At 64.2% G+C, this 13409-nt stretch carries 11 protein-coding genes; 2 read left to right on the top strand and 9 right to left on the bottom strand.

The window, feature by feature from the left end:
- Positions 1-1136, bottom strand: a 1136-nt coding sequence (locus tag HUV01_RS05415) for a hypothetical protein (protein ID WP_217430919.1), incomplete at its 3' end; no start/stop codon positions are given.
- A 36-nt stretch (positions 1137-1172) separates the two neighbouring features.
- A complete protein-coding gene (locus tag HUV01_RS05410; RefSeq protein WP_174297288.1) occupies positions 1173-1616 on the bottom strand; it encodes a toxin-activating lysine-acyltransferase in 444 nt (147 codons plus the stop codon).
- A gap of 231 nt (positions 1617-1847) precedes the next feature.
- Here HUV01_RS05410 and mdoH point away from each other — a divergent pair, with 231 nt between their 5' ends.
- Positions 1848-3551 carry a glucans biosynthesis glucosyltransferase MdoH gene (gene mdoH / locus HUV01_RS05405; RefSeq protein ID WP_174297287.1) on the top strand — a complete coding sequence of 568 codons (1704 nt, stop codon included), beginning with the start codon at positions 1848-1850 and terminating at the stop codon, positions 3549-3551.
- A 36-nt stretch (positions 3552-3587) separates the two neighbouring features.
- On the opposite strand, the gene HUV01_RS05400 is transcribed toward mdoH, so the two are convergent.
- The 5 genes from HUV01_RS05400 to HUV01_RS14910 form a co-directional block, all read right to left on the bottom strand.
- Positions 3588-3815: a hypothetical protein gene (locus HUV01_RS05400; protein ID WP_174297286.1), complete on the bottom strand. Its 228-nt coding sequence runs from the start codon at positions 3813-3815 to the stop codon at positions 3588-3590.
- A 99-nt stretch (positions 3816-3914) separates the two neighbouring features.
- Entirely contained in the window at positions 3915-4175 is a 261-nt protein-coding gene (locus HUV01_RS15450; RefSeq protein ID WP_368039995.1) for a hypothetical protein, read from the bottom strand.
- A 485-nt stretch (positions 4176-4660) separates the two neighbouring features.
- Positions 4661-5596: an aspartyl protease family protein gene (locus tag HUV01_RS05395; RefSeq protein WP_174297285.1), complete on the bottom strand. Its 936-nt coding sequence runs from the start codon at positions 5594-5596 to the stop codon at positions 4661-4663.
- A gap of 35 nt (positions 5597-5631) precedes the next feature.
- Complete coding sequence (locus HUV01_RS05390; RefSeq protein WP_174297284.1) at positions 5632-6009, bottom strand: hypothetical protein; 378 nt, start codon at positions 6007-6009, stop codon at positions 5632-5634.
- Positions 6010-6088: 79 nt separating this feature from the next.
- Complete coding sequence (locus HUV01_RS14910; protein ID WP_217430918.1) at positions 6089-6658, bottom strand: hypothetical protein; 570 nt, start codon at positions 6656-6658, stop codon at positions 6089-6091.
- Positions 6659-7561: 903 nt separating this feature from the next.
- Here HUV01_RS14910 and HUV01_RS15445 point away from each other — a divergent pair.
- Positions 7562-8263, top strand: a complete 702-nt coding sequence (locus HUV01_RS15445; protein ID WP_174297289.1) for a cupin domain-containing protein — start codon at positions 7562-7564, stop codon at positions 8261-8263.
- Between the two features lie 2810 nt (positions 8264-11073).
- Here the strand turns inward: HUV01_RS15445 and HUV01_RS05375 are convergent.
- Both HUV01_RS05375 and HUV01_RS05370 read right to left on the bottom strand, forming a co-directional pair.
- The gene (locus HUV01_RS05375; RefSeq protein ID WP_174297283.1) at positions 11074-11970 is read right to left on the bottom strand and encodes a DUF4007 family protein; all 897 of its coding nucleotides are present in this window, start codon (positions 11968-11970) and stop codon (positions 11074-11076) included.
- Entirely contained in the window at positions 11955-13211 is a 1257-nt protein-coding gene (locus tag HUV01_RS05370) for a cysteine desulfurase family protein (protein ID WP_254606402.1), read from the bottom strand. Before HUV01_RS05370 ends, HUV01_RS05375 begins: the two co-directional genes overlap by 16 nt.
- Positions 13212-13409 lie beyond the last annotated feature (198 nt).

The following is a 13409-nucleotide window of genomic DNA, read 5'->3' as shown; positions in this document are numbered from 1 at the left end:
CGCCGCCCACGCAGTGCCCACACTGTCATAAGCCGCTGGCAATTACCGACAAATCTACTCTGCCAAAGTAGTGCTAGCCCATTGTCACGTTTGCGCCGCCCGAAGCGCTCAAGGCCGACGCGCCGGCCGTCCGTCACGCCTTCTTTGTAGGACTGGACCAGATCGGCGGAGGCTAGGGCTCGACGGGCGTATTTGCGTGAAAGGGATGCAATTGAGCGCGCGGTGTTGACGACGAATTCCGTTTCACCGCCGAAGTCCCTGTCGGCGGCGACGCGCGCGTAGTTCCGCTCGAATGTCAGCCATCGCATGCTCCCGAAGTCCAGAAGCCTGCCGTCGATCGCGACGTTGGAACTGTAGAACGGGCCCGGCCACAGGCGGCTCACGTGCGCGTAGCCATATTGGATGCCGATCCTGCGAAAGACCTCCGTCATGGTCAGACGGAGGTTGTTCCGCGGCTGGTCGTCGGCGTGATCGAACCACCGCCAGACGTCTCTGGTTCGGATCGCGTCCAATTCTTGGTCGCTCCCCCGAAAACCGGCCGTCCCGAAGAAAACGCTTCGCTGGAAATGCGCCAGGCGGATGACTTCGGGGCGAACCATGATCGCTCGAAACGGCGCCCGCTGCCCGTCCGGCCAGTATAGCTGCTCGCCGGTGTCGATGAGAGCGATCACGGGCACTCCGCCGAACGGAAACTCGTTCGCGACGATCTCGGAGAACACCGTTTCGCGCAGGGCCTCTTCGAGCCAGAGGCAGCCGTTCGAGTGGAAGTCGTCGGCCCGGACGGCGGCGAGGGGCGTGCGGCCGATGCCCTTGGCCTGCAGTCCGTCTCGCCCGCCCACCCGCCCGCTCCCCCCGTGGACGGATCCGTTGGGGGCGCCGTAGCTGTCGCAGCACAGCGGTGCGGCGGTCTCCCCGAAACCCGCCGGAGGATCGAAGTGGGAAGGAGCCGAGACGGCGAAGCGCTCCAGCAAGGTCCGTTCCGCCGATTTCCGGGCGCCCGCCCGTGCTAGGTCCGTCCCGCATTCCAAGAACCAGCGGTCGTTCAGCCACAGGACCGACGGGCGGCGAAAGCGCCTGACCTCGAACGCGCGGCTGAGCGCGGGGCTCACCGCCTCGAAAGTGAAATCAGCGTCCATCGAGGCTCCGATCAAATCCGCAACGTGCAACGCCCGTCAGCCGCCGCCTATCCGGATCCTGCGCGCACAGCCTTTGCGGAAGTAGTGGACCGAGCGGTGGGTCGCGCCCTGTGTTCGCCTGAGTTCGGCCGCGAGATCCCTGATGTGGCCGTATGGGGCGACGATGTCGACGATCCAGAAGATCGTTCCCTCGTTCCAGTCCTCCAGGGTCGGGAGGTCCTGCTCTCCGCGAGCGAGGCGGAGGTGGGTCTCTTCAGAAACGTATGCCCATACCGCCATGCCCAACGGCTGACTGGATGCGCTCATGAGGATCAGGCACTGCCCCAGCCGAATGGGGGTCCTAATCCACGCCAGCATCGAGTTGACGCTCAGTCCGCCGCGCCCTGCGTTGCTTGACAGGGTGGCGGCGAAACCGACGGCCATCGCCTCCATTGTCGAGGCGGCATCGGGGTGCTTCGTGAAGATCACCTCTGACGACATCGGGGCCCTCTCCTTTCCGAAGTCCGCTCGACACGGCGGTGTCGCGCGCTGATCGGATCGCCTGGGAACGCTGGAACTTCCGAGAGATCGCGTTTCTCGCCAGGCTACCGAAACTCGTGGCCCGCCATATCCGTTGCGCGTCGCGGGACCAGACGGTAGCGGGAGTCCCTCGACCCAGTGGCTGCGCGACTGGTGCACCCGGCATTGGCGCACCGGCGACCGATATTGATGATGAGCAGCGCCGTGGATTTCCGTTCGATTGTGATGTGGCTGCCGATCTGCGCCATGGCGTCCACGGCGTCCCTCGTGATCGGTGGTATCTTGGAGACGGGTGGCAGCCCTTACTACTGGATCGCGGTGGCTTTGCTCGGCTTTCCGGCGTTCTTCTCGAGCCTCGTTCTGTGGCCGACGCTGATAGGAGCGTGGCTGAATTCGCGTCGCCCGTGGTCGCCCGTTCCGATCGCGGCGCGGTCGGATGCAGCCACCGCGGTGACGCTCGCGGTCCGAAACGAGGATGTGACGGCTCTGCGCGCCCACCTAGTCCGGCTGGCTGATCAGCTGAAGACAGTGCGGGCCGCGAGCGTCGACCTGTGGCTGCTGAGCGACACCGATGACGACATCATCGCCGCGGACGAGCTGGCGATGATCCGCGAACTGCGGGATTCGGCGATCCCGATCCGGTATCGGCGACGGACCGCGGGCGCGTCGCGCAAGCACGGAAACTTGCTGGACTTCGCCGTTTGCCAGGGCAGCGGCTACCGATACATGATCGTGCTAGATGCCGACAGCACGGTCACCGGGTTCGCCATCGAAGCCATGATCGGGTCGATCGCCGAAGATCCCCGTGTCGCGGTCGTCCAGACCGTCCCATACCCGTCCGGACTCAACACGCTCTATGCCCGTTGGCTCCAGTTCGGCGCCATGCTTTACACCCCGGACTGGGTCCGTGGCACGGCTTGGCTGCAGAACGGCCGTTGCGCCTACTGGGGTCACAATGCGATAATCGAGGTCGCCGCGTTCGTGTCCAACGGCCGCCTCCCCAGATTACCGGGGAGACCGCCGCTCGGCGGGGAGATCCTGAGCCACGATGCTATCGAGAGTGCAAATTTCATCGCGTCAGGCAAGAGGATCTGCCTCTCGCCCGCGGATGTCGGGTCGAGAGAGCAGATTCCGGCGAACCTGGTCGACAGTCTCGCAAGGGAGCGACGCTGGTGCGAAGGAAACCTTCAGAACCTGAGGTGGGCGGCGATTTCCGGGATCGCGCGGGACGCGAGGGCCGGTATAGTCATGGACGCGGCCTATTACCTGAAGAGCGTCGCCTATCTTCTGCTCGTCGCGGACCTTGTGATACGTTCAGCGACCGTTGGCTTCTGGAGGAGCCTAGGTGCGATCGTCGCCATTTGGCTGCTCACGGTGACCCACAAGTTTGTCAGTCTTGCCGCGAACCTGCTCGATGCCGGGCGCGAAAGGCTTCCAGGAGACGCCGGACGCAAGTTCTGGTCCTTCGGAGCGGAATTGGTGCTCGCGACGCTCGTGCAGCCGATCTCGCTACTGGGAAACTTGCTCTCCGTGTGCTCGATCGCGCGAGGCGTGAGCGCGGGATGGGACCCCCAGCCCCGCGGCGATCGCGAGCTTGGCCTTCGCGAGTCCGCGCGCCGGATGATGCCGATCAGTTCCGCGTCCCTGGCCGCCATCGTGGCGGTGGCGGTCGTCCTGGGCAGTGAAGCGGGAGCGCTGCTGCTCGTCATGTCCGTCGGCGCCGTCGCCGCTGTTCCGGTGGCTTGGACGACAAGCCGGATAAGGCTGGGCGTTCATGCCCGCTCGCTCGGGCTGTTTCTCATCAGGGAGGAGGCGTCGGTATCTGCAAGGCCAGAGCCCGGGCGGGGCGCAATGGATCAACCGCGGGATGACCGCCGTGAGGCGTCCACAGGATAATGATGGGGCGTCGAGAAAAACGCGACGCCGCTTCGACTAGATCTCCGCCAAGCGAGGCTCGCGGGCGAGCACCAATGTGGGTCCGTCGCTGAAATTAGCTGGCATCCCCCATACGTTTGTCGGGAAGCGTGCCCGCAGGTTCTTCTGGTAGAAGCGGCTCCACGAACGGGCGCATACCACGAACTTGCTCGCCGCGACGATGTCGTCGCGGTCGATGACGCAGCAGATCGTCCAGTCCTTCCGGATCGACAGGGTTTGGCGCACGGCGTCGTATAGCGCTGGATAACCTGGGTGAAGCATGTCGTCGATCAGCAGGACGCCTCTCGGATCGACCGCCTCCAACGAGATCTCTAGATCCGCTTTCTACGACTTCACCGTATGATCGGCGTCGACGTGGAGCATCCGGGGTCTTTGGCCGTCGGAGCGTCGCAAATCGGCCGTAAGGCCTTCGCTCGCGCCCCGCCGACGCCCGACCACTTCCGCATGCGGTAGGAAGCGACGAACGTTGGCCATGAACCGATCCCAGATCCCCTCGTCCGGCCAATCGAAAGTGTCGATTGTGACCGCCGGCTCAGACCGGCCGAGAGCAAGCGCCAAGGCAATGAAGAACCGGCCCTCGAACACGCCGATTTCCGTTATTCCGCCCGTGATCCCGGCCTGCGACTAGATGTTCAGCAATCCGACGGCGACTTGCGCAGCGAAGTGAAGCGACCGGACATGCCTCGGACCAACTCGTAGTGCCTGTCGATGTAACAGCACGGGCGGATTGCTACTGGCGTGATCCGGCCAGCTCCCTCGACGCGCTGTTCATGCGGGCTTTCTAGAACCACGGCCGTAGAGCCTGGTGGAGAGCCAGAGGCTCGCGACGCGAGGGCATGCGAAACTTCGCGCGGCGGATGAAACAGCGATCGCACAATTCGCAGCCTCCCCGGCAAGAGTTCGGCACCGACCAGCGTAAATGCCACGCGTCCGAACAATGCAATCTCCGCGCAAGACCGAAACCCATGGCAAAGATTCTTCTGAAATGATTCCGCTTCCCGACGTGCCGTCGTCTCTTTCCGCGAATTATCGCAGGCTCGCGCAGGATGGCGGCGCGTGCAGGCATTCGCTCAGTGCGGCGTCGAGGCCGTAGCTGGAGGAAAGAAGCCGATCTGCGCCTTTCCCAGATCCAGGATCACGGTCATGCTGGTCAGAAATCGGGTGCCGATCAGCCCGTCCGCGCTGTCCCGTGAGACGAAGCCGCTGTCCACGGCGACATCCTTGGCGGTTAGGCGACCAAGACGAACCTCTGCGCGCGCCCGCAAGGTGTCCCGCCTTACGCCATCGGCGGACGTCATGTCCGATTTCTCGGTCGTTCCGCTCCCCGCGAATATGCGGTGCCAAGCGGTATCGGTCAGGCGGACGGCGCCCGTCGAGCCGAGATCCAGCGCGAGCTTGACCGGAGCGCCGTTCACCTGCAGCAAGATCTTGTTACGGTCCACGATCGGGATGAGAATGCCGCTTCCGCCTTTGATGGCGCCGCTCGGAGCGAGCGAGAGCATCATCCGGCCGGGCTGGATCATCACGGACGCATGATCGAGAACGTCCGCGCCCACGACGGCGTCGACGTTTTGGCCAAGCGATGCCGAGACGCCGCTCAGATCGATGGCGGCCATCGTTCCTATGACGGAAAAGGCGTGCTCCGCCTCGAGCGTCAAGGCATCCGTCCGCCCGATGCCCAACTTCGTGGCCGCTCCGGTGACAGCCTGGCTCTTGGTGAGATGTAGGCCGATATCGGCCCGCCGCGCGAACCCTGCATCGATCATCGTGCGGCTTGTGCCGTTGTCCAGCATGAACGTGGCGGGCCGGGCGTTGATGACACCGCGGAACAGAATGACGCCCTTGGCGTCCGTATAGGGCAGCGGTCTCCATCCTTCGCCCTGAACGAAGTGCAGGGTGAACTGCCCCTCGTTCGTTGACGCGGCCGCTATGCCTTGCGCTCGTGACCCTCCCGGCGCGCTCAGCAACGAGCAGAACGCTAGGGCCAGCGCGCATCTGATCGCCATGACCCCACGCGTACCGGACCGGGCCGACCCGGAGTTCACTTTGAGTTCGGGCCAGGACAAGGAAAGCGGCGGTCCATCGCCGCGCCGAAGCTGTCCGACAGTTCGCGTGACTGCCAACTCGTCGGGAGTCGCGCTATTTCGGCGATGACGTCGTTGACCGTGATGTTCACATCCTTGGGCGGGCAGGCGCGCGGCGTCCGGCCAGCCGCTCGCGCGTCGAGGATCTGCTGCCTGTAGGCGCTACCCGCCGTTGAGAATTCGGCGATCAATGCCTGCATCTCGGCCGAGTTCGCAATTCCGCTGGTGGTGGCTTTTTGCGCCTCCTGCTGCGTCACGTGAGAAGCCGCCTGCCATCTCGCGATGAACATGGACGTCGGCATGGCCGAAGCGGAAGCGGATGAAAGAAGGAGCACCGTGGCTGCTAGGAAATACCTAATGAGAGCCTCCATCGATATTGCCGGCGCGGCCTCAGGCCGCGCCGGCCGTTCGTGACTAGAAGTGTAGTGTGACTCCGGCGTTCACGGAGTAGTCCGTTCCGTTGGTTCCGATCGAGAACGTACCCGTGTTCCCGTTGCCGAAGTCCATGGCGTATGTTCCCGTGGCGAAGCCGTTCGGGAGATTGAAGTTTGCAGTGTAGGTGTTCGATCCGTCGTGAATGTCCATCTTCATCGACGTGACGTCCATCTTCGCCAGATCGAACGTGATGCTCGCATCACCGATCGTGTTCGACGCCGTGACCACGATGTCGGCAGTATGTGTCGTCGTATCCACGACCGGCTGGATGGAAACGCTGTTGCCTTGGTCGTCGGTGGTCGAAATCGGCGGATAGCTCGTTCCCGGATGGCCGCCACCGCCACCGCCACCGCCGCCGCCACCGCCGCCACCGCCACCGCCACCGCCACCGCCACCGGTGGGCGGGAAGAAGGGACCACCGCCACCGCCACCGCCACCGCCACCACCGCCGCCGACGACAACGATATCGCCACCGCCTTCATCGGCGGCCGCGACACGGCTGAATCCGCCAGCGATGAATGCGAGTTCTTCCGATGTTAATTCGCGCATACAACCCTCCATCTTTTTACAGCAGGTTGCAGATCGACCTTCCCGATTGGGCAATGCAGCACCCGCAAGCCCGCCATATGCCAACAATGCTGACCTGACCACGACGCGGCGTCGACTTAGTCACGTGAATTAAACAGTTCACCGCTCTTCCCGCCTTGGCGCAGGGATCTGGGGGCTATGTCAGCCCAACGTGGCAGGATCGGGCGGTGATGCTAGCGGCCATGATGAGCCGCAGATCGAGCGCCCTTCCGCCTAGCCCGTTCCGCTACTTCAACTCGTCGCCTGAGGAGATCCGGCTGATGGCCAAGCCGGACAGCGCAACCGGTAGGGCGGCTACAATCACGTGCCAAGGCGACAGGCGGGCGCCGAAGACTGTCCCTCCAAGCGTCAGAATGCCGCCCAGCGTGGCCAAGCTCACCGACACACCATGTTCTTGAAATAATCGTACGCAAGCTTTGGTTCGGGCAGGCCGACACGAGAAGGCGCTCTTTCAGTATTGACCGGCAGTTCAGCGGCCTTTGGAGCGGGTATTCGTTCGCTCATAGCGTTAAGAGATCCTCGCGCAGCAGGCGTATTGAGGACGTTAGCGGCTAGAGCGTACCAAGCAAGCCAACGCGCTGTGAGCGACTCCGACAAGACTGTTCACGACCAACCGGACCGTCCACGCATTTAGCGTGGCCGGGGGCGACGCGCCACTTTCGAGATGAACGAATGGCAGAAGCCGGCAAGCTGGAACGGCGCTCCGAACCACCGCTTATGGGTCGTTTTCAAAGCAAAAAAGCTGCATTCAAAGCCGCGGGCCACATTTCGCGAGGGAGCGGAAGCTCGTGACAGGCGGCAAGGATTGCGCCGTCCCGTAATTGGCGACATTCTGATGTCGTCACGAGCACGGGGTAGCTGACGATGCGAGCGGGCCTTGTCTGTCTGCTGGTTGCCACTGCGGAGCTGTCCGCCTCGACGGCAATCGGACAGGCCACCACCAGGGCATGCACACCGGTCGAAGAACCAGGGCCAGCCTGTCTGCTCGCTCGGCAACGGGTATCGCACCTGCCGAGCGGCAGGCTTTATTGGCTCATCGATCGCTTCTCGAACGCCGACCGCGCCAGGAAGGCAGGTCTCCCCACGAGCACAGTAATTCAAGCATTCAAGGCGACGTGGCTTTTCACGCTGTCTGGCGCGAACTGGCGAGCCAAGGGCGGCGAGCGCGTTACGCAGATCGGTCCGCTGCCTATTCCACTCGCGCCGAGCTACCAGGCCGAGTATTTGCGATCCATCTTCGCTCCAGGCACGACGGCGCCGTTGCATCGTCATTCGGGGCCGGAAGCCTTCTTTGCCGTCGATGGCGACACGTGCCTGGAAACGCCCGATGGCGTGCAGATCGGCCGCGGCCCGGGCAACAGCCTCCTCGTGAAAGCCGGCACTCCCATGCTGCTGATGGCGATCGGCAAGGTACCGCGGCGCGGCTTTGCGCTGATCCTGCACGATGCCGGCGCCCCCCCGACGACCCTGACGCAAGCATGGCAGCCAACCGGATTGTGCGCTCGGCAGCTTACGGCGGATCAGGCACGAGCGACTGCACCGATGATCAACGCAAATAAGGGTTGAATACATGGAGCGCCGATCAGTTCTGGCCTTGCCGATCGCCGCGCTGGTGAGCGGCGCGGCAGCACGCGCTTCAAGCGCGGCGAGCTCGAACTGGTCGCGCAGGTGGTCGATCTCGTTTCGCGCCGCCTCCATCCTCCCGATGAGGCTGGGCGAAGGCCCCTTAGCGCCGAGCGCGGCGGGAAGGTCGGTGAGGAGGAGTTGCACGGGATCGGAGGAGCTGCCCACCGTTCGCAGCAGCCCCTTGGCATGCGTGCCCAGCTTCTGGGAGCGTCTCGATCCGTCCGGAACGGTCAGCAGCCACCGCGTCAGCGCGTCATGGGCGAAGCGCACGAGTTCGTCGCTCGCCGTCGGGCGCTCGTGCGCGAAGACGTATGCGATCTCGGAAAGGTATTCGACGAGGTCGGGAGTGGGGTCGAGGACCTGGACGCAGAACCCTTCCGGGTTCGAGACCATGTTGTCGAACTGGAAGCCGAGGGTGTCGGAGACGTACCGGCCGCTGTCGTATAGCGCCAGGGCGCGTGAGAAGTGCTTGAACCCGGCAGCGATAAGTACCGGGATCACCGCCATCGGGACGCCAGTCGGCGCCGACGACAGGGTCGAGACGAACTTGCCCAGGTCACGGTATGCACCGCCGCTTCGGCCCGTGGGCGTGCGGAAGAAGCTGGCGATGCGGAGCCAGACCTCCTTGAGCCCGAGGTCGGTGATCTGATCGGGATCGGCGAAGCGCGTCGACCCTGCTGGACGGAGTCCCGTGTTCTCGATCACCGTGCGGTATATGGATCCATCGGCGCTGCGATCGCCCTCGTCGTAGCCCAACCGCTCGCGATCGGACCGTCCGAGGATGGAGCCGACGACGCGCACGCGCGCGGTCTGCATCGTGCGGGACGCCGAACTGCGCATGAGCTGCTCGTTCGCGATCCTCGGCGTCAGCTTGAACCAATGGCTGAGCAGGCGCGACGCCGCCATCGGTCCGGGGCGCTCAGGCGACACTTCGAGGCGCTCGCCCTGCGAATACCATGTCGAGCCGGTGGCGCGTGGATCGAGCAGTCCGCGCAGCAGCGTCGCGAGTTCCTCGAACGCGACTGACTGAAGTTCGTCGATCTCCGTCGTCACCATCGGGTCGGAGGCGATGAAGTCCTTGTCGGCCCGCAGCGCCTCGATCGACGTCAGCTCGATGGCGGCACTTTCGGCGGCGAGCGGCCGGTCCGGCACCACGATGATTGCCTGCGCGCCCGACTTCTTCGCCAGCTTCCGCGCGGCAGCTATTTCCGCCTTATCCCCGGCGACGACGTAGATGATCGCACCATCCGCTTCATGACCGTCGGCGAGAAGTACGCCGAGTTCGGCCACGGATGCGTAACGTCCCATGAGGAAGCGGTGCACGCCGAACTCGGCGTTGTGGCGCGGCGCGCGCAGGTGGGGTGCAGGGAAGCGGTCCTCGAGAAATGTTCTCAGATCGAAGGAGCCCGACCGCCGCTCGCGCTCCTCGCGCACACGGATCGCGACGTCGACGTCGGCGCCGTGCCACACGGCCACGTCGTCGGTGTGCTTACGCCAGAGCAGCAGCTTGGCCTCGAGAAGAGCGTCCACCGCTACTGCGACGTCGGCGGAGGGGAGGTCCGCCTCGGAGACCGCCAGTTCCAGGACCTCGCGCGGCAGGCGCCTCCGTTCGCCGCTGGTGCCGAGCTGAAGCAGGCACGCCGCCGCTAGAAGCATCCGCTGCAGTGACGTGTCCGCTCGCGACCTAGCGCTCTCCGTCTCGATCCAGCGCCGGTATGTTCCGCCGATGCCGACGTCGGTGCGCATCGCGTCCGAGAACGACGTGTAGACTGTCTCAATGTCGACCTTACGCGTGAGGTCGATCTCACGCAGGAAGGAGAAGAGGCTTCGCTCGTTCTGGCCGACGCGCGCGACCAGCGTAGGCAGGATCTGCAGTGCGCCGGGTGACAGCGGCCTTGCGTCGTTGAGGATGGCGAGCGCCTCGCCCGCGTCCTCGATGCCATCCAGCCACCTCCACTTCACGACAGCGTCGGCGATGCGCTGGTTGACGGGCGGCATGATCGCTGCACCGTCGGCAGGTCGCATCTCGGAGACGACGTCGGCGATCAGGCGATAGAACTCCTGACTATCCTCTATCATGCGAAGGGGACGGAACCGGCCTTCAATCTTCCGCCACTCGCTGCGTGACGTTTCATTGAGGCGCGTCGCGTACGCGAGCAGGTTCTGGTGCAGGAGCAGCGTCAGGCTCATTGTCGGCCCCGTCGCGCGGGAAACGCGCTCTGCCAGACGCTGGACGATGTCGAGTTCACCCGATCTACCGTCGGCCACCAAGCCTTCGAGATGACGTCCGAATTCGTCCCAAACTATGGCGACATGATCCCAGCCAGCGTCGCGCATCCTCTTGCTGAAGCCTTCGACGCTCTTCGGCGGCTGCTTCATTCCAAGAGCATCGGCGATGGCCGCAATCGGGTCCTCGACCAACCCTGACAGCACGACGACGTGACCTTGCGGTGTCCCGGAGGCTCGCCCGCTCAGCGCCGTTCCTACCGCAGCGTCGACTTGGTCGACGCGGGCCAGGACCGGCGCGAGTGCGCGCCGGTCGTCGTCCGAGTTGAAGACGAGCAACGCTCCGACGCCGGCGGCCAGGCTCTTCCCACTGCCATAGGGCGCGATTACCATGGTCGCCGCGCCGGGTTCGACGATGGCGGTGATGATTGGCAGCGCCCGGCGCGTGGGTCGGTAGTGGCTGAACCGCTCCGGGTACTGGAGATCCTCTTCCAGGCTGAGTGAGCGGAAGAAGTCGGCGCCGATCATGACGCGTCCTCGATGCGGCTGTAATAGTTTCGAAGCCACTGATCGATCGGCCTGACCGTCGCCCGGAGGTATCGCTCGCCTGCCAGTGTCTCGACGCTGACGTCCTTCATCCACAATGCGCTGGCTGCCGTGCCGACCATCTCGTCCACCGCATCGAGGCCGGCGCAGAAGACGCGGCCCGGGCCGAAACGGAGCGTGGCGAGTTCGCGCAGCGAAAGCGCGTCGCGACCTGTCTCCTTGGCAAGCAGCGACGAGCAGGCGAGGAATGCCTCGACAGGCAGCCCGACGGGCGCACGGGTGCGCTCGAAGCGTCTCACCAGATCGTGGCGCACGATAAGCCCGAGCTCGCGGAATGGACACGCGCCCACATCGTCGGGATCGACGACATCCACTCCCGGACGCGCTGCGTATGCGCTGAGGAGGCAGGACACATCTTTGAGGGCCATGGCCTCGCTCGCCGGCCGCAGCGCCTTTGCCCGGGTAAATTGCAGGAATGCCTCCGTGCATGATGCACGGTCGAAGATGCGATCCGTGTGGTCATTGAAGAACCATGACCACACGGTTCCTTCACGCGTCGCTAGTATAAGGTGGAGGAACCACCATGTGCCCGGCAGTTCGCAATACGGATCGTGGTTCGCAACCAGATGCGCAATTTCTGAAGGAACACGGCCCGAACGCGCGTCATCGCCGTCGCGGGCCAGTCCAGTTGCCTTGAGCCAGAAGCCAAGCGACTCGACCATCTTGGAGCCGAGGCCGAGTTCGTCGCCGACCTCCGTGTTCGGATAGAACGCGCCCTCAAGCCGCATCCGCGACAGCCCCTTCGGTAGCCAGCCATAGCGAACTGGGAAGGTCACGTGTCCGCCATATGAAAAGCGCATCAGGCCGTTGCCCATGAAACGCTCCTCAGATGGTGAACGGAGTCGGCAATTATCGACGTCGCCTGGTTGATCTCGGTATCGGTGTTCAGGGCGGAGATCGAGAAGCGCACAGTCTCGAAGGCCTCGGTTTCTGACATGCCCATCGCCATCAGCACATGCGATGGTTCGGGTCGGCGGCTTGAGCACGCCGATCCCTGAGACGCTGCGACGCCGCGGCTGTCCAGCTGGGCGATCAGCGACATGCCGTCGACACCGGGGAACCGTACACTCGAGATGTTTGGCAAGCGATCGGTCGGACCCTCGAGCAGCACGACGTCGGGGAGTGCATCTCGCAGCCCGACCTCCAGTCGATTGCGCAACTGGAACATTCGTCGCACGCAGCTGTCCATCGTGTCGGCTCGCGCCTCGCAAGCGGCGCCAAGGCCGGCGATCAGCGGAACAGCTTCGGTGCCCGCTCTCATCGATCCCTCCTGCTCGCCCCCGACGAGGAGGGGCGCGAGCGGTACGCCCCGTTCGGCAGCTACGATCGCACCTACGCCCATCGGCGCGTGCAGCTTGTGCCCCGAGACGGTGATCACGTCCGGGCCGATTCCGGGCGAAAGATCGATCGGCAGCTTGCCAAAGGCCTGCGCCGCGTCGGAATGAAACGTAGTCAGAGGGCGTGTCGCCAGCAGCGCCGCGATCCGAGCGATCGGCTGGATCACGCCGGTCTCGCTGTTCGCGAACTGGATCGAGACGAGAAGCGGCCCCTGTACCGATGCGACGATTGCTCCGAGCTGGTCGAGATCTACCAAGCCAGCCAGATCGACCGGGACCTGCAAGATGGTCGTTCCGCGCGATGCCGCCCGCTCCGCTGATCGCAGCACCGAGGGATGTTCAACCGTGCTAGTGATGATCGTGGTCGCCGAGATGCCCGCGAACACGGTGTTGTTCGCCTCCGTGCAGCCGGATGTGAACGTCACACCATCATCCAGTACGCCCTCCAGAAGAGACAACACGCCGTCACGGGCTCGGGTAAGGACGGCACGCGAGCGTTCGCCGAGTTCATGTGCGCTTGCGGGATTGGCTGCGCCGCTGCGCATCGCGGCGACAACGGCGTCGATCACTTCCTCGGTTGGTACGGTGTTCGCCGCGGCATCCAGATTGATCACCGCCGCGGTCCCCAAAGGCATGGAATCACTATTTAAACCGGTAATCAGCACGTCATCACGCCATCCCTCGCACGTTCGATGGCTTATAGGATCGGCCTCCAGCACCGCCAACGATCAATCTGCACAGTCCGCACTGCGCCGTCGCGGCACATGGCCGACGGTGGAACATACCAGGATCGTATCGCACCCGGCAATCCACAATTGGCTTATGGCGCCCCTACTCAAACTAGGGACTGTGGGGATTCACAAGCGTGCGTGAATGTGATTCACGCTGCGGATGGATCGCGATGTGCTGACGGACGC

The sequence above is a fragment of the Sphingomonas bacterium genome (genome assembly GCF_903643035.1).
GTDB lineage: Bacteria > Pseudomonadota > Alphaproteobacteria > Sphingomonadales > Sphingomonadaceae > Sphingomonas.
This window is presented reverse-complemented; position numbering and strand designations above follow the sequence as displayed.